The 23,592-nt window shown below is 69.5% G+C and carries 24 protein-coding genes; 19 read left to right on the plus strand and 5 right to left on the minus strand.

Annotated elements, in window-relative coordinates; translation table 11 throughout:
• Positions 1-165 precede the first annotated feature (165 nt).
• Together R2B67_RS32585 and R2B67_RS32590 are read right to left on the minus strand one after the other, a co-directional pair.
• Positions 166-750 carry a sigma-70 family RNA polymerase sigma factor gene (locus R2B67_RS32585; protein ID WP_317823168.1) on the minus strand — a complete coding sequence of 195 codons (585 nt, stop codon included), beginning with the start codon at positions 748-750 and terminating at the stop codon, positions 166-168.
• 140 nt (positions 751-890) lie between these two features.
• The gene (locus R2B67_RS32590; protein ID WP_317823169.1) at positions 891-1,598 is read right to left on the minus strand and encodes a hypothetical protein; all 708 of its coding nucleotides are present in this window, start codon (positions 1,596-1,598) and stop codon (positions 891-893) included.
• A 383-nt stretch (positions 1,599-1,981) separates the two neighbouring features.
• Here R2B67_RS32590 and R2B67_RS32595 point away from each other — a divergent pair, with 383 nt between their 5' ends.
• A complete protein-coding gene (locus R2B67_RS32595) occupies positions 1,982-2,191 on the plus strand; it encodes a hypothetical protein (RefSeq protein WP_084990543.1) in 210 nt (69 codons plus the stop codon).
• 98 nt (positions 2,192-2,289) lie between these two features.
• On the opposite strand, the gene R2B67_RS32600 is transcribed toward R2B67_RS32595, so the two are convergent.
• A complete protein-coding gene (locus R2B67_RS32600) occupies positions 2,290-2,505 on the minus strand; it encodes a heavy-metal-associated domain-containing protein (RefSeq protein ID WP_317823171.1) in 216 nt (71 codons plus the stop codon).
• Positions 2,506-2,765: 260 nt separating this feature from the next.
• Between R2B67_RS32600 and R2B67_RS32605 the strand changes: the two genes are divergently transcribed.
• The 9 genes from R2B67_RS32605 to R2B67_RS32650 all read left to right on the plus strand — a co-directional run bounded on the left by R2B67_RS32605 (position 2,766) and on the right by R2B67_RS32650 (position 13,805).
• A complete protein-coding gene (locus tag R2B67_RS32605) occupies positions 2,766-2,990 on the plus strand; it encodes a hypothetical protein (RefSeq protein WP_317823172.1) in 225 nt (74 codons plus the stop codon).
• Positions 2,990-5,284 carry a heavy metal translocating P-type ATPase gene (locus tag R2B67_RS32610; RefSeq protein ID WP_317823173.1) on the plus strand — a complete coding sequence of 765 codons (2,295 nt, stop codon included), beginning with the start codon at positions 2,990-2,992 and terminating at the stop codon, positions 5,282-5,284. Before R2B67_RS32605 ends, R2B67_RS32610 begins: the two co-directional genes overlap by 1 nt.
• A gap of 70 nt (positions 5,285-5,354) precedes the next feature.
• Positions 5,355-5,876, plus strand: coding sequence for a copper chaperone PCu(A)C (locus tag R2B67_RS32615; RefSeq protein ID WP_317823174.1), 522 nt, complete (start codon positions 5,355-5,357; stop codon positions 5,874-5,876).
• A gap of 264 nt (positions 5,877-6,140) precedes the next feature.
• Complete coding sequence (locus R2B67_RS32620; RefSeq protein ID WP_317823175.1) at positions 6,141-6,788, plus strand: DJ-1/PfpI family protein; 648 nt, start codon at positions 6,141-6,143, stop codon at positions 6,786-6,788.
• 297 nt (positions 6,789-7,085) lie between these two features.
• Positions 7,086-8,645, plus strand: coding sequence for an ABC transporter substrate-binding protein (locus R2B67_RS32630; RefSeq protein ID WP_317823176.1), 1,560 nt, complete (start codon positions 7,086-7,088; stop codon positions 8,643-8,645).
• Positions 8,642-9,718: an ABC transporter permease gene (locus tag R2B67_RS32635; RefSeq protein WP_317823186.1), complete on the plus strand. Its 1,077-nt coding sequence runs from the start codon at positions 8,642-8,644 to the stop codon at positions 9,716-9,718. Before R2B67_RS32630 ends, R2B67_RS32635 begins: the two co-directional genes overlap by 4 nt.
• Entirely contained in the window at positions 9,715-11,700 is a 1,986-nt protein-coding gene (locus R2B67_RS32640) for a dipeptide/oligopeptide/nickel ABC transporter permease/ATP-binding protein (protein ID WP_317823188.1), read from the plus strand. Before R2B67_RS32635 ends, R2B67_RS32640 begins: the two co-directional genes overlap by 4 nt.
• Positions 11,694-12,482, plus strand: a complete 789-nt coding sequence (locus R2B67_RS32645; protein ID WP_317823191.1) for an ABC transporter ATP-binding protein — start codon at positions 11,694-11,696, stop codon at positions 12,480-12,482. Before R2B67_RS32640 ends, R2B67_RS32645 begins: the two co-directional genes overlap by 7 nt.
• 99 nt (positions 12,483-12,581) lie before the next feature.
• Positions 12,582-13,805 (plus strand): ATP-grasp domain-containing protein, encoded by a 1,224-nt coding sequence (locus tag R2B67_RS32650; RefSeq protein WP_317823192.1) that lies wholly within the window; start codon positions 12,582-12,584, stop codon positions 13,803-13,805.
• Here R2B67_RS32650 and R2B67_RS32655 read toward each other — a convergent pair.
• Entirely contained in the window at positions 13,802-14,551 is a 750-nt protein-coding gene (locus R2B67_RS32655; protein WP_317823193.1) for a class I SAM-dependent methyltransferase, read from the minus strand. The genes R2B67_RS32650 and R2B67_RS32655 overlap by 4 nt on opposite strands.
• 100 nt (positions 14,552-14,651) lie before the next feature.
• Between R2B67_RS32655 and R2B67_RS32660 the strand changes: the two genes are divergently transcribed.
• The 6 genes from R2B67_RS32660 (at position 14,652) to R2B67_RS32685 (ending at position 20,764) form a co-directional block, all read left to right on the plus strand.
• Positions 14,652-15,686, plus strand: a complete 1,035-nt coding sequence (locus R2B67_RS32660; protein WP_317823194.1) for an enolase C-terminal domain-like protein — start codon at positions 14,652-14,654, stop codon at positions 15,684-15,686.
• Positions 15,687-15,773: 87 nt separating this feature from the next.
• Entirely contained in the window at positions 15,774-16,520 is a 747-nt protein-coding gene (locus R2B67_RS32665; RefSeq protein ID WP_317823197.1) for a class I SAM-dependent methyltransferase, read from the plus strand.
• Positions 16,517-17,734: an MFS transporter gene (locus R2B67_RS32670; RefSeq protein WP_317823203.1), complete on the plus strand. Its 1,218-nt coding sequence runs from the start codon at positions 16,517-16,519 to the stop codon at positions 17,732-17,734. The genes R2B67_RS32665 and R2B67_RS32670 overlap by 4 nt, the downstream gene beginning before the upstream one ends.
• Positions 17,734-18,891 carry an acyl-CoA dehydrogenase family protein gene (locus R2B67_RS32675; RefSeq protein ID WP_317823209.1) on the plus strand — a complete coding sequence of 386 codons (1,158 nt, stop codon included), beginning with the start codon at positions 17,734-17,736 and terminating at the stop codon, positions 18,889-18,891. Before R2B67_RS32670 ends, R2B67_RS32675 begins: the two co-directional genes overlap by 1 nt.
• A 399-nt stretch (positions 18,892-19,290) precedes the next feature.
• The gene (locus tag R2B67_RS32680; protein ID WP_317823216.1) at positions 19,291-19,983 is read left to right on the plus strand and encodes a hypothetical protein; all 693 of its coding nucleotides are present in this window, start codon (positions 19,291-19,293) and stop codon (positions 19,981-19,983) included.
• 103 nt (positions 19,984-20,086) lie between these two features.
• A complete protein-coding gene (locus tag R2B67_RS32685) occupies positions 20,087-20,764 on the plus strand; it encodes a transposase family protein (protein WP_317823219.1) in 678 nt (225 codons plus the stop codon).
• 197 nt (positions 20,765-20,961) lie between these two features.
• Here R2B67_RS32685 and R2B67_RS32690 read toward each other — a convergent pair whose 3' ends face one another.
• The gene (locus R2B67_RS32690) at positions 20,962-22,842 is read right to left on the minus strand and encodes an APC family permease (protein WP_317823222.1); all 1,881 of its coding nucleotides are present in this window, start codon (positions 22,840-22,842) and stop codon (positions 20,962-20,964) included.
• A gap of 251 nt (positions 22,843-23,093) precedes the next feature.
• Here R2B67_RS32690 and kdpF (R2B67_RS32695) point away from each other — a divergent pair, with 251 nt between their 5' ends.
• The 3 genes from kdpF (R2B67_RS32695) (at position 23,094) to kdpF (R2B67_RS32705) (ending at position 23,592) form a co-directional block, all read left to right on the plus strand.
• Positions 23,094-23,183, plus strand: a complete 90-nt coding sequence (kdpF, locus tag R2B67_RS32695; RefSeq protein WP_010056767.1) for a K(+)-transporting ATPase subunit F — start codon at positions 23,094-23,096, stop codon at positions 23,181-23,183.
• Between the two features lie 182 nt (positions 23,184-23,365).
• On the plus strand, positions 23,366-23,506 hold the full coding sequence (locus tag R2B67_RS32700) for a hypothetical protein (RefSeq protein ID WP_317823231.1): 141 nt from the start codon (positions 23,366-23,368) through the stop codon (positions 23,504-23,506).
• Complete coding sequence (gene kdpF / locus R2B67_RS32705) at positions 23,503-23,592, plus strand: K(+)-transporting ATPase subunit F (RefSeq protein ID WP_317823237.1); 90 nt, start codon at positions 23,503-23,505, stop codon at positions 23,590-23,592. Before R2B67_RS32700 ends, kdpF (R2B67_RS32705) begins: the two co-directional genes overlap by 4 nt.

Genomic DNA, 23,592 nt, shown 5'->3' on the forward strand with positions numbered 1-23,592 from the left:
TGCGGCTGAGCTTCCTCGGCTGACCAGGATTGTTCAGCGGGTACGTACCGCCGGACGCCACCATTTCCCAAGCTGTGACGGGTCATTGGGGGACAACCCGTAGTCTCGCGGTTGTTCGGGACGGGCTCGCCCCGAACAACCGCGATGACGGATTCTTCCCCTAGCTCAGCAGGCCAGAGCCGGCGTCCTGTCGTCGAGCATCGCGCAGAGCGTTGTGCGTGCTCGCGACACCCGGGATCTGATGGTGCCCACGGGGCACGCGCTGGTGCGGGCCGCATCGTCGTAGGGCATGTCCAGGAGCTGGGTCAGGACGAACGCCTCGCGGCGGTCGTCCGGCAGAGCCTCGACGAGGGACATCAGGGCGATGCCTTCGTCGAAGCCGGGCAGGTCGCGCGGCTGGCTGCACTCCGCGACGAACTGCCAGTCCGGGGTGTCGGCCAGGCGGGGGCGGGCAGCGGCGCGTCGCAGGCTGTCGACGACCGCTCGTCGGGCGATGGTCAGCAGCCAGGCACGTGCCGAGCCGCGCCCCTGGAAGAGGTGGACGGTGGACACGGCACGCAGGAACGTCTCCTGTACCAGGTCCTCGGCCACCTGTGAGTCGTCGGCCAGGGCCGTGACGTAGCGGCGGACGTCGTGGTGGAGGGCTCGGAAGACATGCTCGAAGGCGTCGGCGTCGCCCGCTGCGGCGCCGAGAGCCCAGGCAGTTACTTCGTCCTCCGTCGCCCCGGTGTGTCTTTGGGCAGGAAGCATGGGATTGCGGTTCCTTCCGGGTGTCCGGACAGGGCGCGGCCTGTTGGCGTGTCCCGGTCCGGAGAATGAGAGATCGCACCCGCGCAGGAGAAACGCGGGTGCACGTCGGCGGCGTTCGAGCGGCCGACGTGAGCCGGCTGTCAGTGGACAGCGATCCCTCGGGGCGGTCCCCGGGTGACGAGGGTGTCGGAGAGCAGGCGCGACTGCGGGCGCGTGATGGAGCGGTCGTAGGCGGAGGCCGGTGGCGCGGACGGCAGAGGGCGGAGCGCGTCGAGCAGGAAGAAGGGAAGGGCGACGCGTTCCGCGAGGGCGCTGAGGATTCGGAAGGCGGCACGCTCGCCGCGCGCCAGCCACAGTCCGCACAGCAGTGCCGCCACGACGTGTCCCAGGAGCATGCCCCAGGAGGCGGTCCCGGTCATCGCGGTCATGTCGTGTGCGGACTGGGCTGCGTGGGCTCCGTGGCCGGCATGGGCTCCGTGGGAGGCGTGCCCCATGGCCGCTATGGCGGAGGAGCCGCCCTCCAGATTGGGCAGCGGCATGCTTTCCGTCAGCCCGGCCTGGGCGGCGACGTCGTAGGCGCGGGCCGCGGCGGCGGTGTTGCTGTGGGGGCCGCACAGCAAGGCGTCCGCCCATCTGGCTGCGAGGGCGGACTCGCCGTCGGCCCCCACGGCTGTCTGCTGCATGGTCTGGGCGAGCGTGAAGGCCGCGTGCAGGGCCGCCTGCACCGCGACGGTGAACGCGATGACGCCGGCCTGGCCTCGCTCCCTTCCCGCGACGAGCCAGGTCAGCGTGCCCACTCCGGCGAGGCTCAGCCCCAGAGACCACCACGGGAGCGGGGCGTCGGACATGAGGGCGTGACCGAGGGCAGCCAGCGAAACGCACACGACCGCGAAGAGCGCGGACCGTGTGGCGCGAAACCGCCATCCCACCGACATGTTTCCCGATCCTGGCACTGCCCCGCCCACACCTCCATACCGGGTCCGCTTCGGCGTGTTCCGTGCTTTGCCCTGCTGCCCGAAAGCCCACCTCGCCGACATCCGAATGGTCGTACGGCACCGTCTTCCAGTTCCCGGCCTTCTGAGAGTTCCGGATGTATCGGGGGCATGCGACCGATGCACTGTGCCTCCACGCTCGGCATCGACCGAGCTTGTTGCCCGGAGGTGCTGGGCATCACCTCGGTACTCGGGCTCCTGGCTCTGCCCGGGGTCCGATGGATGTGGAGGAGTCGATGATGACCGGATCACCCGAACCGCTGGCCACCTTCTGCGGCAACTGCAACTGCGGCTGTCCGGAACTGTTCGTCGACGAGACCGCTGCGCCCGAGCGCCGGATCGTGATCACCGACGACTTCGGGCAGCGGGTGCAGATGAGCGCGGACCAGTTCGGGTCCCTGATCGAGGAGGCCAAGGCCGGCCGCCTCGACGCAGCCGTCAGCGCATGACGGCCACGCGGGTCCGGGGAGTGGGGCTTCCCGGACCCGCGCCCAACCTCGGTCCGGGGCGGTGCGGAGATCGCCGCTCCGCACCGCGAACCGTGGTGTCAGACCGCTACCGGCTCGGTGACGGTGTATCCGGCCTCGGTGATGGCCAGGCGGATCCGGTTGTCGTCGAGGTCTTGGCCGCGGACCAGGACCGTCCCGTCGGGAAGGTCGACCTCGACCGCGTCGACGCCCGGTACCTCGGCGACTTCCTCGGTGACACTTGCCACGCAGTGGCCGCACGTCATTCCGGCGACGCGGTAGCGGTTCTCGTTCATGCTCTGCTCCTTGTGTGGTTCCCCCTGCCTATACGGACAGGGGAGGGGCGGCGTTCACCGGCCACTCGGGCGGAAGCCTCGGTGAGCCGGTCACCACAGGGGTCGTTCGCAGACCCGGGCCTGCTCCCTCCTTCACCCCTACGGGTGCTGTGACGCTCTTCACCTGTATGCCCAGGAACTTTCGCCGGTCCCTCTTCGACTTCTGGAATACCGCGAGCCGTTGTGTGTCGGTTCGTGTCCCGATCGGCGAGGAGCGACCTGTGGAGCAGAAGGCAGACTCCGGGCCTGGGGCGAAGGCCGCCCGGTGGTTCCCGCCACCGGCGCTGTGGGCGTTCCTCCTGCTGCTGGGTGTGGTGTTCGCGGGGGCCTACGCGGTGGGCCGGGCCGTGGGGCCGGTCGCGCCGGGGATGCACGGCCCCGGGGTGACGAGCGACGCGCCCTCACGGGACGCGGATATGCCGATGGAGCACGGGGGCGGTCACTGATGGCCGCTGACGTGGTGCCTGTCGTCGTCGCCACGGACCTCACGGTCGGGGGGATGACGTGTGCGGCCTGTGTCCGGAGAGTCGAGCGCAAGCTGGGCAAGCTGGACGGTGTCACGGCGGAGGTGAACCTCGCCACCGGTCGCGCCCGGGTCAGCCATCCGCCGGAGGTGACGACCGAGGAACTGATCTCCGCCGTTGTCGCGGCCGGTTACACCGTTGAGTTGGTGAAGCCGCGAGAGGAGGAACGGCCCGCCGAGACCGATGAGGCGTCCGGCGAAGAGGCGCGGCGGGAGAGGGAGCGTCTGCTCGTCACCACCGTTCTGTCGGTCCCCGTGCTCGTGCTGTCGATGGTTCCGGCCCTGCAGTTCGACAACTGGCAGTGGCTGTGTTTCGTCCTCACCGCCCCTGTTGCGACGGCCAGCGCCTGGCCCTTCCACCGTCGGGCGCTGAGCGGGCTGCGGCACGCGACGGCGACCATGGACACGCTGGTCTCGCTCGGCGTCGTCGCGTCGTTCGGCTGGTCCGCGTACGCGCTGTTCCTGGGCGGTGCCGGTATGCCCGACATGCGCATGGGGCTCAGCCTGGTCCCCTCGGCCTCCGACGGCATGGCGCACGTCTACCTGGAGGCGGCGGTGGGCGTACCGCTGTTCGTCCTGCTTGGCCGGTTCCTTGAAGGTCGGGCCCGGCGGGGGACCGGGGCGGCGTTGCGGTCGCTCGCCCGCCTCGCGGCGAAGGAGGTCACCGTACGCCGGGGCGGCACGGACGCACTCCTGCCGATCGAGCGGCTGCGGACCGGCGACACCTTCGTAGTACGTCCGGGGGAGCGGGTCGCCACCGACGGCCAGGTGACGGAGGGCAGTTCGGCCGTCGACCTGTCCCTGGTCACCGGGGAGTCCGAACCCGTCGAGGTGGGGCCGGGGGCCTCGGTCACCGGCGGTTCCGTGAACATGGGCGGCCTGCTGCTGGTGCGGGCGACCGCCGTCGGCGCGGACACCCAACTGGCCCGCATCACCCAGCTGGTCACCGACGCCCAGGTCGGCAAGGCCCGCGCCCAGCGGCTCGCCGACACCGTCGCCGGAGTCTTCGTCCCCGTCGTCCTCGCGCTCGCGGCCACGACGCTCGGCTTCTGGCTCGGCGCCGGCGCCGACCCCCAGGCCGCGATCACCGCCGCCGTCGCGGTTCTCGTCGTCGCCTGCCCGTGCGCGCTGGGGCTCGCGACCCCGACGGCACTCATGGCAGCCACCGGACGCGGGGCGAGGCTGGGCGTTCTGGTGAGCGGACCGCAGGCACTCGAAGGGCTCCAGCACGTCGACACCGTCGTGCTCGACAAGACGGGAACCCTGACCTCCGGACACATGAGCGTCGGCCGGGTCACCGCCGCGCCCGACGGCCCGGGCACGGACGCGACCGTACGGCTGGCGGGTGCGCTGGAGCAGGGCTCGGAGCACCCGCTGGGCCACGCGATCACCGCCTTCGCCCGGCGCGCCGCCGGAGACGACGACCTGCCCGCGGTGACCGGCTTCCGCGCCACCGCGGGCCGGGGGGTGAGCGGAACGGTGGAGGGGCGCGAGATCGAGGTGCTGACACCGGACGGCACCGAGCTGCCCGCCCCACTGGCCGCCGCATGTGAGCAGGCCGATGAGTCCGCCCGTACGGCGGTGCTGGTACGCGTGGACGGTGCCCCCGCAGCGATCGTGGAGGTCACCGATCTCGTACGACCCGGCAGCTATCGCGCCGTGGACCGGCTGCGCAGGCTCGGTGTCCGGCCGGTGCTCGCCACGGGTGATCGGGCCCCCGTCGCACGGGCGGTCGCCGAGGAACTCGGCATCGCGGAAGTCCACGCCAGGTGCACTCCCCAGGAGAAGGCCGAACTGGTGCGCCGACTGCGGGCCGAGGGGCGCCGGGTCGCTGTTGTCGGTGACGGAGTGAACGACGCCGCCGCACTCGCCGGGGCCGACCTGGGCATCGCCATGGGCACTGGAACGGATGTAGCCATCGGCGCCGCCGATGTCACCCTCGTACGCGGCGACATCGAGGCACTCGCGGACGCCGTCCGGCTCGCTCGGCACACCCTGGGCACCATCCGCACCAATCTGGTGTGGGCCTTCGGCTACAACGCCGTGACCATGCCCCTGGCCATGGTCGGCCTGCTCAACCCCATGGTCGCGGCCGTCGCGATGTCCCTCAGCTCGGTCCTCGTCGTGGCCAACAGCCTGCGGCTGCGCACCTGGCAGCCCTCACCGGCCGGTAAATCCCGTCCCCGCCCCCGTACCGCCGCACGGAGCACGGTGTGACGCGCACTGATCCCACCCACGACGCTCCACCGCAGCTCATATCCGTCTCTCGCCGAGGAACCGCGCGTACATGAACTCCTCACCTTCCTCTTCCTCCCGTCTGCGCCGTGCACGCGAGGCGACCGGCACCGGCCTGGTCGTAGCCCTGGTCTCGCTCGCCGCCATCGGCTGCCTCTCCGCCTGGGCAGGCGCCGGCCATGCGGGCAGCCCCGCGAAGATCGAGGTCAGGGAAGCCCGGGTCCTGCTGCCGGTGATACCGGGCCGGAACACCAACGCCTACTTCCGCATCGTCAACACCGGCGGTGCCCCTGACCGGCTCCTCTCGGTCACCTCTTCGAGGGCCTCGGCCGCCGAGCTGACCGTGCACCGCATGAACGAGGAGAACGGGGCCTACCGTGAGAGCTCCGGGAGCATGGAGATCCCCGCGGAGGGGGAGGTGGAGATGTCCCCGCACGGCTCGGCGGTGACCGTCCGCTCCGACCCTTCGTGGCGGACGGGGGAGCGCGTTGCGTTCACTCTCGCATTCCATCGGTCCGGGACGATCACGGTGGAAGCCGACGTCCGGCCGGTCACCCTGGGGTCCGCATCCTGAAGGCGAGGCGAGTGAACGTCCTTCGTGGCCTTTCGCGATCCCGGCGAAGAATTCCGTCGAGCCCGGGAACCCTGAAGCTCTTGCGCCCGACTCATTGGACAGCGCGGTAGCTGATCCGACGGGACGTCGTCGCTTTCCCTCGAGTCCGCTTCCGGGCGGTGAGGGCGAGCAGGCCAAGCGAAGATCACGACGGTCTTTTCCGTCGGCTTAATTGCCACGCGTTTCCACGCATGTGCCATGGCCGATTCACCAGAGGGGATTTCCGTGCAGGTCGTGATCGTTTTCTACCCCGCATTCACCGCGCTGGACGTCATCGGCCCCTATGAAGTCCTGGGGCGCCTGCCAGGGGTCCGGACCGTCTTCGTCGCCGAGAACCCCGGGCTCGTGACCAACGACCTGGGCAGTCTGTCGATCGACGTAGTGAAGCGCTTGGACGAGGTGCCTGCCCCTGATGTGGTGCTGATCGGCGGTGGTCCCGGGCAGGCCGAGCAGATGACGGACGGCGCCCTGCACGCCTGGCTGCGTGATGCCGACCGTTCGGCGACCTGGATGACCTCGGTCTGCACGGGCTCGCTGGTGCTGGCTGCCGCCGGGGTCCTGGCCGGTCGGCGTGCCACGACCCACTGGGGAGCACTGAACCAGCTCACCGAATTCGGCGTGACGCCCACGCCCGAACGCGTCGTCATCGACGGTCACTACGCGACCGGTGCCGGCGTGTCGGCCGGTATCGACATGGCCCTGACGCTGACCGGTCAGATCTCCGGCGACGACGTGGCCCAGGCCGTGCAACTTCTCATCGAGTACGCGCCGCAGCCGCCGTACAACGCGGGAAGCAGGGAGACGGCCTCGGACGAGGTCGTCCAGACTCTTTTCACCGTCTTCGGCTCCGACGCGCCGGAAGAGAGCGGCTGAGACACGCTGTTCCTTCTCCGGTCGCCGCCGGCCCGGTGCTCGACGTCCTCACCCCCGGTGTGATGCGCGAGGTGTTCGGTGTCGAAGCCATCACCACGCGGCACGACGACGGGATCGTGCGGATCGCGTACGGAGCGCATCCGCTGGCAGAGAAGAGGGAGGCCGGTCAGGCACGGACGTCACTATGACCACGCAAGCATCTGGTGTTCGGCGGGAACTATCCGCACCGGCCCACCGACTACTCCCGCGGTGGGCGATCACCCACCGTGCCATGGCTACCGTCCGCCAGGAGTGTCCGTGCTACGACCCCGCGCCACCCTCGTCGTCCTCGCCGCCTCGACCGTGCTGATCGGCGGGTGCTCCGCCGGCCCCGGCACATCGGGCTCCACCAGCACGGTGCTGCGCGTCGGCCTGAGCGAGGAGTCCGGCGCCCTGGACCCCCATGCGTTCACCGGCAACTTCGTCCTGCTCGACGCGGTTTACGAGCCCCTCGTCACCTACGCGGAGGGTGGGAAGCTGAAGCCGGGACTCGCGGAGTCGTGGAGCGTCGCCGAGGACGGCAGAAGCGTCAGCTTCGACCTGCGGGACGGCGTCACCTTCACCGACGGGACCCCACTCGACTCCGCCGCCGTGAAGTGGAACTTCGACCGCTGGGTGGGCAACAAGAAGTTCACCTTCTTCCGGGCCTCCCAGGTCATCTCGGCTGTGGAGACCCCGGACAAGGACACCGTCAGGCTGACTCTCTCGGAGCCGTACGAGCCGCTGCTGCAGGAACTGTCGATCATCCGGCCGGTACGACTGCTCAGTCCGAAGGCGGCGAAAGCCGACGGCACGTTCCAGAAGGCTGTCGGAACCGGGGCGTGGAAGCTGGAGTCCAACTCCGCGACAGGGGCCAAGCTGGTACGCAACGACGACTACTGGGGAACCCGGCCGAAGCTGGAGCGGGTCGAGTTCAAGGTCATACCGGACTCCCAGGCCCGGCTCGACGCACTGAGCAACCGGGAGATCGACCTCATCGGCGGCGCCTACCAGGCCCCGATCACACCGGTCGAGGCCAAGACACTGAGCGGGCGCGGAGACATCACGTCGCTCGTCGGCGATCCGGACGTCTCGATCATGCTCGGGTTCAACGCCGACGGCCCGGCCGGAGACCGAGCGGTGCGCGAGGCGGTACGCCAGGCCATCGACACCACTGCCCTCACCAAGGCCCTGTTCCAGGGCTACGGCAAGCCCGCACGGCGGGTGTTCCCCCCGAACGTGCCCGACTCGGGCACCGACCTGCCGGACTACTTCGACCAGGCAGCGGCCCGCAGCACACTGGACGCCGCCGGGTACACCCTCGACGGCGGAAACCGGGTCAAGGACGGAAAGCGCCTCTCCCTCAAACTGCTCATCCCCGCCACCCCCGCCCAGGGACAGCTCGACCCCCGCTCCATGGCCGAGGCCATCGCCGGATCCCTCAAGGAGGTCGGCATCGCCGTCGACATCTCCCCGGTCGACGCCGCCGCGTACTACGACGAGCGGGCGGAAGGAACCTACGACATCACCTTCTTCGAGGGACTCGGCGCGCCCTACGACCCCTCGGGTTCGATCGTCTCCATGTTCACCTCCGGAGCCCGCGGCCCGCTCTGGGTGACCAAGGCCACCGAGGACCTGGTCGACAAGGCGGTGTTCGCGGACGATCCCACCGCACGCGCCGCCGCGTACCAGAAGCTCTACGACGAGGTCGCAGCCGACGCCGGATTCGTCCCCCTGGTCTACCGGCCGCGAATCTACGCGACCCGGGACACGGTGAAGGGATTCGCCGTCCCGCCCACGGACGTGGACCTGGAGCTCACCGGGGTGACGGTCGGGTGAGACCCTTGGGCCGGCTGGCGACCGCCGGCGGTCACATCGCGCGATGGACCGTGGACACCGTCGGCGTGCTGCTGGCGATGTCGGTGGGGACCTTCGCCCTCGTCCTGCTCGCGCGGGGCGACCCCGCGGCGGTGCTGGCGGCGACCCGGGCCGGCCGCCCCGCCACGCCGGAGCAGATCGAGGCCGTCCGCGGGGAACTCGGGCTCGACGACCCGGCACCCGTGCGCTACGTACGGTGGCTCGCCGACGCCTGCACCGGCGATTTCGGGCGCTCGTTGCGTACGGACGCCGCGATCGGCCCCGAAGTCGCGGACCGGCTGGGTGTCACGCTGGCCCTGGTGGGCGGATCCGCCCTGATCGCCGTTGTGTTCGGGGTGGGCGTCGGCGTCGCCGGTGCGGTACTCCGACGCGGAGTGCTGCGCGGGGCGCTGCGCACCGGCGCGCTGCTGGTCAGCTCGATCCCTTCGTTCTGGCTGAGCTACCTCCTCGTCCTGTATCTGGCGATCCGCCTCGGGCTGCTCCCGACATCAGGGATGGCGGGCCCCTCGACGTGGCTGATGCCCATGGCAGTACTGGGCCTGCCCGTTGCCGGTGCCCTCAGCCGGGTGGTCGCCGTCACGCTGCGCGATGCCCTCGACCGGCCTTACGTACGCGCGGCACAGGCACGGGGCAGCGGAACGCTGTCGATCGTGGTCCGGGACGGACTGCCCAACGCCGCCGGACCGATCCTCTCCGTCGCCGCGTTCGGCATCGGCAGCCTTCTCGTGGCCACCGTCGTGGTGGAACAGATCTTCGGCTGGCCCGGCATGGGCGCCTACTTCGTCCAGGCAGCCGGTTCCCGGGACGTCCCGGCGCTCCAGGCGGCCACCCTCGTCATGGGAGGCGGCTTCATCCTCGCCAACCGCTGTGCCGATGTGCTCCAGGGGCTCATAGATCCCCGCTCCCGGCGGGGCGGAGACGCCCGTTCCCGCCGTCGTCCCACGCTCCCGTGGAGCAAGACCGCGGGCACGGACGCGGCGCTCCGCGAACCGGTCGGAGTTCCGGGCGCCCGAACCCGGAAGGGGATGCCATGACCGGTGAGGTACGGAGTCCGGGGCGCCGCGCGTGGATCGGCACGGTGCTGCTGGCACTGCCCCTGATCCTCTTCGCGGTCGTCGGGGTACTGGCCCCGGTCCTCTCCCCGGCCGATCCGACCGCCAACGACCTCACGGCCGGGCTGCTGCCGCCGTCCTCGGAGTACCCGCTCGGTACCGATCAGCTCGGCCGGGACCAGCTCAGCCGGATCCTGCACGGTGCTCGGATCTCCCTTTCGGTCACCGCCGCCGTGCTGGCGGTCGCCCTGGCGGCCGGTACCGTCATCGGGGCCGCCGCAGGCTACCTCGGCGGACGGGTCGACCGCGCCGTCTCCCGGGTGATCGACGTGGTGGTCTCGCTGCCCGGCATGCTGGTGACCCTCGCGGTCATCGGCGTACGGGGTCCCGGCGTGGAGAACCTGATCCTGGCGCTGTCCCTCTGGTCGTGGGCGCCGTACGCGCGGATCGCGCGCGCCCGCGTCGCCGACCTGCGCAAGAGCCCCCATCTGGACGCACTGCGCCTGCTGGGTGCGGGCCGTGCGCGCATCCTCGGCCGGCACCTGCTTCCGCCGGCACTGGCGCCTTGCCTCGTCTACGCCAGTACCGATGTCGGCACCATCGTCCTCGGCGTGGCCACGCTGAGCTTCCTCGGCCTGGGTGTCGCGCCGCCGAACGCCGAGTGGGGACAGATGCTCGTCGAGGGCAGGGCGTTCATGGACTCCGCGTGGTGGCTCGCCTATCCGCCCGGCGTCGCCATCACGGCAGTGGTGTTCGCCAGCAACCTGCTCGGTGAGCGGCTGGCGGCCGGCGAGGAACGGCCCTCCGTCCTCCGCCTGGTCCGCCCGACACGAACCGGGCGGGCGTGGCCGGCCCGCCGGAAGGCTGCACCGTCCGCGCCCCGCGCCTTCGAACGCACGACATCCTCCCCGCCGGAGACGGTGCCAGGACGCTCCGGAGAGACCCCGGTCCTCCGTGTGCGGGGCCTCACCGTCACCTACCCGCGGGACGGCGAGCGCCGCCGCGTCGTCGCGGAGATGTCGTACGAGGTCCGCCGGGGCGAAGTCCTCGCCCTTGTCGGCGAGACCGGCAGCGGCAAGACCACGGCCGCACTGGCCCCGTTCGGCCTGCTGGACCCGTACGCGGTGGTCACCGGCTCCGCCGCGCTCGCGGACGGCGCCGGAACGTGCGAGATGGTCGGGCTCACCCCGGCGGAGCGCCGCCGGATCAACGGCCACAGAGTAGGGGTGGTCTTCCAGGACAGCGGCGCCGTTCTCAACCCGCTCAGGACGATCGGCGCGCACGTCGACGAGGCCGTCCGCAACGCGGGCCGCGGAGGGCGGCGCCCCGCGACCCGCCGGGTCACCGAGGAACTTCTGCGCCTGGCCGGCCTACCTGACCCCACCACGGTCGCACGCGAATTCCCCCACCAGCTGTCCGGCGGAATGCGTCAGCGGGCGCAGATCGCCATGGCTCTGGCCTGTGAGCCGGAGCTGCTGATCGCCGACGAGCCCACATCCGCCCTCGACGTCACCGTGCAGGCCCAACTGCTCGACCTGCTGGCGCGCCTGCGCCAGGAGCTGGCGATGTCCATGGTCGTCGTCAGCCACGACCTCGGAGTGGTGACCCGGCTGGCCGACAGAGTCGCCGTCGTGTACTCCGGCCGGATCGTGGAGACGGGGCCCCTCGCCGCCGTGCTCACCCGGCCCGACCACCCGTACACGCGGGGGCTGCTGGACGCGGTCCCGCGCCCGGGTACGGCACCCGGTACCCGATTCCGTACCATGCCGGGCCAGGGAGGCACCGGCCCGGACGACACCATCGGTTGCGGGTTTGCCCCTCGCTGCCCGCTTGCCGTGGCCTCCTGCGTGGACGCGGCACCTCCTCTGGAAGCACTGGCAGGAGCGGCCACGCACCGGTCGGCCTGCCTTCGGCACCCCGGTGGGCCGACGGTCGCCGTGGGGAAGGGAGACGCCACGTGCTAGAGATCGTGGAAGTGAGCGCTCGGCACGGCGGCCCGAACGCCGCGGCGGTGGTCAAGGACGTCACGATGAGTGTCGCGGCCGGTGAGATCGTGGGGCTGGTGGGCGAGTCGGGCTGCGGCAAGACGACCCTGGCGCGTGTCGTGACCGGGCTGCACCGCCCCGACACAGGAGTGGTGCGCGTGGGAGAGGTGGACGTGCACCGGATCCGGGGGCGGCGCGCTCTTCGCACGCACCGGAGGCAGGTCCAGATGGTGTTCCAGGACCCTTCCCTGACGCTCAGCCCGCGCCAGACGGTACGGCAGGCCATCGAAGAACCCCTGCGCATCCACCGGCTGGGCGACGCACGGTTCCGGTCGGCGCGCGTCGGTGAACTCCTCGACCTCGTCGGGCTGAACCCGGAAGTGGGGGACCGCCGCCCCCGGCAGTTGTCCGGAGGACAGCAGCAACGTGTGGCGATCGCCCGGGCGCTGGCTCTGGAGCCACGGCTGCTCATCTGCGACGAACCGGTCACGGCACTGGACGTATCTGTCCAGGCGAAGGTCCTCAACCTCCTGTGCGATCTGCGGGAGCGACTCGACCTCGGTTGCCTGTTCATCACCCATGACCTGGCCGTCGTTTCGCAGTTGGCGGACCGGATCGCCGTCATGCAGGACGGCCGTATCGTCGAGCAGGGCCGTACCGAGGACCTCACCACGCGCCCCCGCCACGACTACACCCGCAGTCTCCTCGCGGCCATCCCCACCCTGGAGATACGAGCGGCCGAGGACGCCGTCCGGAGCTGATCACGGACGATTCCGGGCAGCCCGGTTCACACGGGCGGGAACTGCCTTCGGATCCGCTTATAGCGGGAACTTTCCGGGACATGGGACCGACATGTAGGTATGACCATCGCCTGTCTTGAGATGCTCTCCTTCGGCCTCGCCCACCTCGCCCGCGCCGCACACGAGTCGGGCGAGCGACTGGTGCTGCTGACCGGTGTGGAGCCGCTGTACCTGCACGAACTCGCCACCCTGCCCGCTGGATCCGTCGAAGTCGTCGCGGTCGACACCAGTGACCGAAAGGCGGTTGCCAAGGCTCTCGCATCGATCGAGGACCTTCGCGGGCTCATCAGCTCGACGGATACCTGGGGCGTGGCCGGCGCCGAACTCGCCGCCGAATTCGGCCTGCCCGGCATCGACCCGGCCGTTATCCGGCTGGCACGCGACAAGGCCCGCGTCCGCGACCTCCTGCACGGCAAGGGACTCAGCCCGTTCGGAGCCATGCCGGTGGAGGAGTCGGCCGCGGTGGATCTGGAACGGCTTGCCGCGACCGTCGGGCTGCCCGCCATCGTCAAGGACACGGCAGGCACCAGCAGCCAGAACGTGTGGCTCGTCCGCGACGCCCAGGACCTCTCGCGCTTCCACCGGGAGGCCGAGGGCGCCTCCCTTTTCGGAGGACTGTTCGCCGAGCCGTTCCTCGCCGGACCGGTCTACAGCGCGGAGACGGTGACCTGGGCGGGGGAGACGAGGCTGCTGGGCCTTTCCAGCCGCCTCATGTCCGCGCAGCCCTTCTTCCGGGAGGACGTGACGGCGTTTCCCGTGGCGCTGCCGCCGACGGAGCTGGGGGAGATCGAAGCGTGGCTCGGAGAGGTTCTCGCGGCTCTCGGATACACCGACCGTTTCGCCCATATCGAACTGTCGATGACGGCCGACGGGCCACGGCTGATCGAGGTGAATCCCCGCATCGGCGGGGCGCTGGTCGGGGAATCCATGTGCCGCGCGCTCGACGTGAACGTGTACGGCGGCCTGGTCGATCTCGCACTCGGCGTCCGGCCACGGCTGCTCGACGCCCCTTTGTCCGGAGGCCCGGCTGTCGCGTTCGTCCTCGCCTACCCGACACAGGCGGGCGAACTCGTCGCCGTGCACGGCCTTCAAGACATCGCCCGCTACCCGGGGAAGCCCACGTGGTATCCCACGAAGGCGATCGGGACGAACATCGACCAACTGACCGACGGGCGGGGCTATGTGGGCATCGTGCTCGCCGAGGGCCCCACCGCGGAGATCGCCACGCACCGTGCGGTCACCGCGGCGGGAGCCGTGCACGCCGAGACGCGCCTGCGGTGCTAGGCGGCTTCCGACCCGCGACTGCCTCGCACGATCAGCCGTCGGGCGTGGTTGTCGAAGGGCTCGGCATCGAAGCCACCGAAGCACTCGACGTCGGTGAACCCCGCCTCGACGAGCATCGTCTTCAGCTCGAACGCGCTGTAGAGGGTGTGCTCGACGAACGCCGTCCGGGCCCGCTCGCCCTGGACCAGGATGAAGTCGTCCCGGAACCGTTCCCAGTCACCGATGATCGTGCCACGGACGATCATCGTGCCGCCCTCGACATCCAAGATGTGCGGCAGACCGCCGTCACGAGCCAGGATTTCCTTCCCGTACAGGTCGATCAGGAAGTGACCTCCCGGCTTGAGACTCGCCCGCACGTTCCGCAGGACCCGCATGTTCTCGTCGTGATCGGCGAAGAGGCCGAAAGAGGTGTACATGCTGATGGCCAGGTCGAACCGGTCAGGCTCGATGAACTCGCGCATGTCCGCCCGGACGAGCCGCAGTTCCACGCCGGCTTCCGACGCCCTCGCCTTCGCGCGTTGGAGCAGTGCCGCACTGAGGTCCACACCGGTGACCGCGGCCCCGCTCCCGGCCAGCGGAATCGCGTACGCCCCCGGCCCGCAACCGAGATCGAGCACCGCGGCACCGGCAGGCAGCCGCAGCAGCGGGGACGAGCCGACCCGGGCCCGAGCCTCCTCGGCACGTCCGGCGGAGAACAACACATCCGAGAAATCGACCCACAACGTCTCGTCCTCGAACCATTCCATGGCCGTCTCCTTCACTCGTCACGCGTATCCCTTGTGAAACAAGTCGGCACAGAGACCCGCCAAGTTCCAGAAGACCTGAACGACCGAGAGAGGCTCACTCATGGATCATGATTCCAGCAGAATCGCACTCGCTGTGCGCCGCCAGTCCTTGCGGCTCATCGAGACGGTGAAGAGCTCCCGTGGCGAGATCAACTCCGTCGACACCTGCATGGTCGCCCTCACGTACGACGGGATAACCGCCTTCGGCGAGGGCACACCGACCGAGTACAGCGGAGTGACCGCCGACGACGTCGTGGACGCGGTGGAAGCCGAGGGCTTGCAGATCCTCGGGCCGAACCTGAACAACCCGCAGCTCGCCCTCGATCGCATCGAGAAGTGGGACGCGCCGGCCGGCGCACGGATGGCTCTGGACGGCGCGGTGCACGACTGGATCGGCAAGGCCGCGGGCCGGCCGACCTGGGAGCTGTTCAAGATGTCCAGAACCCTGGGCCCGACGGTTTACACCATCAGCATGGCGAGCCCGGACGAAGCCGTGAGCGCGGTCCGCAAAGCACCGGATGTGGGTGCGCTCAAGGTGAAGGTCGGCGGGCCGGACGACCTGGAAGCGCTGGAGGCGATTCGGGCAGTGACGGCGCTGCCCGTCCGTATCGACGCGAACGAGGCGTGGGACCTCGACACCGCACGCGCCCTCACACCGCGCCTGCGCCAACTGGGCATCCAGCTCATCGAGCAGCCGTTCCCCACCACGGCCGTCGACGACTACCACCGCTACCGGGAGCTCCCGGACAGGCTGCCGGTCTTCCTCGACGAAGGGTGCACCGACGTCGCCAGTGTCCTCGCCGCACGCTCGTACGCCGACGGCATTGTCGTCAAGCTGTGCAAGGCCGGCGGAATCCGGGGGGCCCGTAGGGTGATGGAGGCCGGTAGGGAAGCCGGGCTCCGGACCATGCTCAGCTGCATGTGCGAGTCCGAGCTCGCCATCAGCCAGGCCGCGCAGCTCGCTCCGCTCGCCGACCACATCGATATGGACGGACACCTCTACCTCAGCGACCCCCCGTTCCGAGGACTCCGCCTCCATGACCGCAGTATCGTCCTGGGCGATGAACCGGGCCTGGGCGTCCGCCCGTCACGCTGACCGCCGCACGGGCAGCGGGAACTTCTCCCGCTCCCGGCACGACATGTAGAAGGGACGCGCGTTGCGTCGCACGACGGGAGGGGAACGATGGACTGGTACGAGGACCTGAACCTGTGGTCCGGCTTCTCTGCGGTGCTCTTCTCGCCCGAGAGGGAGCGGCAGGCCGCCGAGGTGGTGACCACGTCCCCGCTACTGGCTTTTACGGCGGGCAGTCGCGTGCTCGACCAGTGCTGCGGCGTCGGGGTGTACACCGTGCCCCTGGCCGCTCAGGGCTACCGGACCACTGGTGTGGATCTCCACAGCGAACTGCTCGAACGAGCTGCCGCCGTCTGCGCGGACGCCAAGGTCGAAGCCGCACTCGTTGAGGCGGACGTGCGCGAGTACGTGGCACCGGGCGCATTCGACGTCGTGCTGAACATGTACACCTCCTTCGGCTACTTCGAGGACCCTGAGGAGAACCTCCAAGTCCTGCGCAACGCCTACGAGTCACTGGCACCGGACGGACAGCTGATCGTGGACCTGCTCAGCAAGGAGACGTACGCGTCCTGGGTCGGCCCTCCGAAGATCGTCGACATACCAGGCGGCATGGTCGTCATGCGCGACACCATCCTGGACGACTGGACCCGGTACCGGACCGACTGGACGATGGTGCGGGGCAACACGGCCGAGCACTCCTCCCTCACCTGCTACGTCTACAGCGCCAGGGAACTGCGGGATATGTTCCACCAGGCCGGCTTCGAGGAGATCGAGTGCTTCGGTGACTGGGATGGCCGACCGTACGACGGCGGAGCCACGCGCCTGATCATGCGAGGGAAGAAGGCACGGACGGCGTGACGTTCACTCGACGTGAGACGCCGGGCGGTTCCGTACTGTCCGGCGTCCGCTCGTTCACCGGCACGCAGCGAGCGCTGCTCGGCAGCGGCTTCCTCGTCAACCTGATCAGCTTCTCCGTCTACCCGTATCTGGCCATCCTCCTGCGTGACCGCATGTCACTCAGCATGGGCCAGGTGGGAGTCGTCCTCGGACTGGCCACCTTCGTGCAGTTCGCCGGCGGTGTGCCGGGCGCTGCCCTCGCCGAGCGCATCGGGTTCCAGCGCTGCCTTCTGATCTCGATGGCCCTGCAGACATTGGGATCGCTCGGATTCGTCGTCGGCGGCGCATGGCCGGCGGTGACCATCGCCGCGCTGTTCCTGCGATCGGCTGCCACGGCTCTCTACTCGCCGAGCGTCAGAGGCTATACCGTCCACGGCGCCAGCGAGACCGAACGGCCACGCCTGGTGGCCGCGAGCTACGCCACGGGCAACGTCGGCGTCGCGCTCGGCCCGGTGATCGGTTCCCTGTTCATCCACGAACCCGGCGGGATGTTCGTCGTCGCCACCCTGCTGCACGCGCTCATGATGGTCGGCCACGTGTTCCTGCCCCGGGAGAGCAGGGACGAGCACGAAGTGGTCGAGCCGCTGCGCCGGGCCCTCCGGGGGCTCGCCGTCCTGCCCTTTGCCGTAACGGCTCTGACGCTCTACCTGCACATGCACTTCTACCAGTACCTGTCGTCCTACGCCGAGGACCGGGTCCCTACCGTGTTCTACGGCGCGGCCATGATGGGCTACTCGCTGGTGCTGGCCGTGCTGCAGCCCCTGATCGCCGACCGTGTCGAGCAGATGCGCTACACCAGAGCGATGGCGCTCGGCTTCGGGGGCCTGGCAGTCGGAATGATCGCGTTCACCGGTGGCAACGGGGTGGCGTTCGCCGTCGGCATCCTCGCCATCGGCGCCGGAAACTCCGTACTGCTTCTGAAGAACGTCCTCGAAGCACTCGCCCGCTCGAAACGCTCCCCAGCCGTGGTCTTCAGCCACCAGCGGCTGGCCGAAGGCGTTGGCGCCTTCCTCAGCGGGCTGGTCGGCGGCGGGCTCTACTACCAGTTCGAGACCGCCGGACAACTGCCCGGATTCTGGGTGGTCGTCGCCGCCCAGTGCGTGCTGATCCCCCCGGCCCTGCTTCTCATGTACCGCCGGTTCCGGCGCCCCCAGCGTGAAAGGACAGGCTCGTGATGAACCCCGCAGACGCCGTCACCACCGCCCGCGCCGTCGCCGAGCGGCTGCGAAAGGACGCGGTCGAGAGGCAGCACGCCAACCAGACGCCGCTGGCCGAGATCCAGATGCTGCGCGAAAGCGGGCTGCTCGCCGTCGACCCCGACGACCACCGCACGACGCACGCCGTCACCCGGCTCGTGTCCGCCGGCGACGCCTCGATCGGACACCTCCTCGGCTATCACTACCTGCACCTGTGGCGTGCCTCGCTCTACGACAACGGCGAACTGGCCCGCTCACTGCGGCAGGATGTCGCGGCCGACCAGTTGTTCGTGGCCGCCGTGAGCAACCCGCGCGACACGATCGTCGCCACCGAGACCGGCGACGCGCTCTCGATCTCCGGCCGAGGCGCGTTCGCCACCGGCTGCGCCGTCGCCGACCGCCTCTTCGTCAGCACGACCCGCGCCGATCGCGCGGCGCGGCTCGTGGTCGTAGCCCGACGCGGAGCAGGCGGCATCTCACACCCGTCGGACTGGGACAACCTGGGCCAGCGTCTGACCGCGAGCGGGAGCATCGCCTTCGAGGACGTCCGGGCCGACCCCGGTGACGTGCTGGGCACGTTCCCGGCCGACGAGGACGATTCGAGTCCGCGCTGGCTTCGCCTGTCACTCGTCTCCCTGGCCTTCCAGGCGGTGCTCACGCAGGTCCTCGTCGGCATCAGCGAGGGCGCCCTCGCCGAAGCCGCCCAGTACACGCGCGAGTTGTCACGTCCTTGGCCGGCAAGTGGCCTGGAAAGTGCCATTGAGGACCCACACATCCTTGCCGCTTACGGTGACCTGGACGCCAACCTCCGTGCGGCACGCCTCCTGGCCGACGAGGCGACCCACGCCTTCGCGCAGGCAGACACAGCCGGTTTCGCCTTGACCCCGGCCGAACGCGGCCAGGCCGCACTGGCGGTCTCCGCTGCCAAGGTTGTGTCCTCCCGCACGGCGACGGAGGCGACCAGCCGCATCTTCGAACTCACCGGAGCTCGGGCGACGGCACGCTCATCGGGCCTCGACCGGTTCTGGCGCGACGCCCGAACGCTCACCCTGCACGATCCCCTCGTGTACAAGGCTCAGGAACTTGGTACGTCCTTTCTCACCGGCAAGGTCCCGCCGATTACGGCGTACAGCTGAGGACACTCGGTTCGCCCGTGATGAAGTCCGCCCCGCTCCCGGACAGTCCTCGTCCTCGCTGCGTTGGCCAACCCGCCGCCCTGCGCTTACCTCACGGCCAGATGGCTAGCGGCGCCGGACAGCACCCGTCAGGCAGGCCGACCCGACATCACTCGTCCGGAATCAGTAGTGCGTCTCACGGGTGGACAGTGAGCCCTTCTCGGTAACGTCTCGTGACGGTTCGTGATCTTCGGCCAGGTGGTGCGGCCGTGCTCCGTCTGGAGCAGGACGAGGGCGGGCTTGTTGAACGTCTGCTGTTCGGGGGCGAGTTGGCTGCCTTGCGGCGCGAGTCGACTCTTCCGCTTCGAGATGAGTACGTGTACTCATGGCGGTGCCAGCGCGCGACTCTAAGTTGACGTCATGTCCCGAATAGCACACACCGCAACCGCCCTCGCTCTGGGCGCGTTCGCCCTCACCGCCTGCTCCAGCACTCCCTCGGCCGCAACCATTGAGACGGACAAGGTCGTCTCCGTACCCGAGGGCGGGGACGCCGGCGATCCGCAGCTTGACTTCATGAAGCTGTCCCTCGAGATCATCGACGGCTGCCCGCCGCTGGACGGCACCAAGACCGGCAAGCCCCTCGGCCCCAGCGACATTCCCACCGTCGCCCAAGACCCCTCCGTCAAGCCCGCCGGCAAGCCCGGCGACCGCCTTCCCCTGCCTGCCGATCCGCCCCCCACCGATGAACCCGTACCGGCCGTGCCCGACGGGAACCTCCTGGATCCGGTTCCGCTCACCAAGCCCGAGGTCTGCTACGCGGACAAGTTCGCCGCGCACATCACCACGGCCCTCAAGGGCACGGGCGAGAGCGCCGCCGAAGTGCGAGCCGCACTCAAGCGGGCCGGATACTTCGACGAGCAGATCGTGGATATGAAGCCCGAAAGCGGGTCCCCCCGCGTGCGGATCGACCTGCGCGAATGGGACACCCGCGTCGCCCTCCAGGTCGTGCACGTCGGCACCAGCGGCACCGTCGTGGAAAAGTTCGGCGCACAGCCCACAGCGCCTCTCAAGGACGTCCGGTACATCCCGGAGCCAACCGAACCCCTGAGCTGAGCCCCCGTGAACGAACTGATCGTCGGAGACGGATCGGAATCGGCGAAGTGACGTGCACAGCCAGGACCTAGATCATGTTCAGGACACCAACAGGCTCCACACGTTGACCATCACCTACACCGCTGTGCTCGATGTCCGCCGGGGGACCGCTGAGACCCTGGCCCGACTCCTGCGAGCACATCGCAACCGGCTCGGCACCCGCAAGAACACCCGCGCCCTGGGCGCCTTCAAGCAGGCGGTGCTGGTGCTGCGGTGGTTCGTCGACGGGACCCAGCTGGCCCAACTCGCCCGCGACAACGGTATCTCGGTCCCCACCGCCTACCGCTACCTGCACGAAGGGCAGACCGCCGGAAAGCACAAGCACCACGGCAGGAACGTACACGTCGTCCCCGCCCCCGACGGTTGGCCGTTGTGGGTCTCTCCGGCCCGCCCTGGCCGTGAGCACGACACCACCTGCGCCCGCACCCACGGCCTGAACGCCACCCTCGATCGACTCTCGACCACCTTGGGCGTGCCCACCCTGACGGACCTGGGCTATGAAGACGCCGGGGGGGGGCTTCCGTCACCCGGTCAAGAAGCCGCACGGCGGCCAGCTCTCCACCGAGCAGAGACGTTCAACAAGGTGATCCGTGGCATCCACGGTGTCTCCGAGCGGGCCAACGCCCTGCTCAAGGTCACCTTCAAGGCCCTGCGCCGGGTCAGCCTCGACCCCGGCAGCATCACCCGGATCGCCCGAGCCGCCCTCGTCCTGCTCCAGCTGGAGCACGGCCGCACCACTTAACCCAAGATCACGAACCGTCACGAAACGTTACCGAAAGGGCTCAGTGGGCGAAGTGCCCTTCGCGGAGAATGCTCCGGGTCACCGGCGGCCGAAGAAAACCTATCGCCTCCGCCCAGGCAATTGCATGGCCGCGACGGGGAATTGGCGCTCCTCTGACGGCTGGACGGGAATGACGTAAGGATGCCGTCAGGAATACGTCAGGGCGATTCGGTGGTGACCCGGAAACGCAATCGGCAGATGACCGCCGCCGTGTCCCGGCGAACGGCGTGGGCGATGACGGATCCTCGCTGATTCTGCAGCAGCCGCTGCCAGACGTGGGCCGGTTCTGTTTCCGGAATGAGCACGGTGACGTGGAATCCCGGATGCGAATCGCCCAGCGTTCGTATGTACGCGGAGAAGGGGCTGCCCAGCTCCCGGCGTTCGGAGTGGACTTCGACCAGTTCCACCCCGGGTTTCCACAGTTCCCAGTCGCGCCGCAGGGTCTCCGCCGACCGACGGTCCTCGTCGCCCGGGTGGGTGACGGTGACCGCGAGGACGCTGTCGCCCAAGGACCGGGCAGCGGTGAGCGCCTGGCAGGTGAGCTTCGACAGGCCGGAGACGGGGACCACGACCAGTGACGGGGACCGGTGCGGAGGCTCGGGTATCCGGCCCAGTTCCAGACGGGCGCCGATCCGTTCGTAGGCGCGGTGGATCCTGCCGAAGGTGAGCACCAGCAGAGGCAGAGCCAGGACGATCAGCCAGGCGCCCTCGGTGAACTTCACGGCGGTGACCACGACGGCGGAGACACCGGTGAGCGATGCCCCGAAGGCGTTGAGGGCGGCCTTGACCCGCCAGCCGCCGGGCCGCAGCACGTACCAGTGGCGCACCATGCCGGCCTGGCAGATGGTGAAGCCGACGAACACCCCGATGGCGAAGAGCGGAACAAGGGTGTTCGTGTCCCCTCCGGAGAGGACCAGCAGAACACCGGAGACGGCGGCGAGCCACATCACGCCGTGCCGGTGCACCTGCCGATCGGCCTTCAGCGCGAAGACGTGCGGCAGGTAGTTGTCGCGGGCGAGCAGGCTCATGAGCACCGGCAGTCCGCCGAACGAGGTGTTCGCGGCCAGCGCCAGCAACACCATGGTGGCGAACTGGACCACGTAGAAGGCCGCGTTGTGCCCGAAGGAGGCGTCCGCCAGCTGGGCCAGCACGGTGACGCCCTCGACCGGCTGGAGGTGGAAGCGGCCGATCAGCACGGACAGCCCGATGAGCATCACCCCGAGCAGAGCGCCGAGCGCGACCTCGGTGTGCTGGGCCCGTCGTGCCGCCGGGGCGCGGAACGAGGGGACGGCGTTGGCCACGGCCTCGACGCCGGTGAGGGCCGAGCAGCCGGCCGCGAAGGCCTTGAGCAGCAGCAGGGCACCGACCGTGGTGGCGCCCTCCCCGAGTGCCGAGGCGTGACCCGCGGCGGATGCGGTGCTCGCCGGACCGTCCCGGAAGAGACCGACCGCGATCATCACCAGGATCGAGCCGACGAAAACGGCGGTCGGCACGATGAACGCCCTCGCGGAGCTCACCACCCCGAACAGATTGACCGCCGTGACGAGCACCAGGACACCGAGGCAGATCCACGTCCGCTCCCCGTACAGCTGAGGGAACGCCGACGTCAGAGCGGCCACACCGGCCGTGACGGAAACGGCCACGTTCAGCACGTAGTCCAGGATCAGCGAGGCCGCCGCCACCAGACCGGTCCGGCGGCCCAGGTGCCTTTTGGCGACCGCGTAGGAGCCGCCACCGTCCGGGAACGCGGCGATCACCTGCCGGTAGGAGGCGACGAGCACGGCGAGCAGGACCGCGATCGCGAGGGTGACGGGAAGGGTGAAGCCCAGTCCGTACGCGCCGGCCGCGGCCAGGACGAGCACGATCGACTCGGGGCCGTAGGCGACCGACGCCATCGCGTCCAGCGACAGGGCGGACAGCCCTTGGAGAGCCGTCAGCCGGTGACGTTCGCCGGCTGCCCCGTGGCGGGTGTCGGGCGGCTTGTTCGAGCTGGGCGTCGGCCGGACGGCCGCTATCGGGTCACTTGGATGTACGGACATGGCAGTGCCTTCTGACGAGAGACGGGTGAGGATGAGGAAAGCGTCGGACCTCTCCGCGCCACCGTCGACGGGGCTTGGCGCGATCCGTACGCGCGGCCCGGCTGCTTTTCACGCTTTCGATACGCCGCTCCTGCGCGACCGGCGCTAGGGCTGCGCCAATGAGCCGGTACGCGGAGCGCGCACGGCCCGGTGGCGGGTAACGATGGGCCTGTGGATCCCGCCGGGCCCATACATGACGAAAGGGAACGCTCATGGATGCGGAGAACGTGGTCGGGCTGATCGTCGCCCTGTGCCTGCTCGGGTATCTCGTCGTGGCGCTGGTGAAGCCGGACAGGTTCTGAGCCGGAGAGGCTCCTATCGCGGGGAGCGGCCCCGTCGCACGCTGCTGCAGGGCGCCCCTCTGTCACCGATGGGCACGCTCCGTAACCGGTCTCTGCTCAAGGTTGTCAGATTGGCGTCAAAGGATGACCGGTGTTCGTATGAAGCCCGTAAAAATGGCGCATCGATGAGCTGAAGTCGAGGTTTGCTCGTATCCGGCCAGACGGCCGGTTTCCATTCCCACGTCAATCAGGAGCTCGCGATGGCCGATCTGGCCTTCGTCGTCACCATAGTCGCGGTGTTCGCGCTGGTGGCTTTCGTCGCCCGGGGGGTGACCAAGCTGTGAGTATCGAGAATGTCGTCGGCCTCGTCGTGGCCGTCTCCCTGGTCGGGTACTTGGTGCTGGCTCTCCTTTACCCGGAGAGGTTCTGA

The sequence above is a fragment of the Streptomyces cyaneofuscatus genome, assembly GCF_033109485.1.
GTDB classification, from domain to species: Bacteria; Actinomycetota; Actinomycetes; order Streptomycetales; family Streptomycetaceae; genus Streptomyces; species Streptomyces cyaneofuscatus.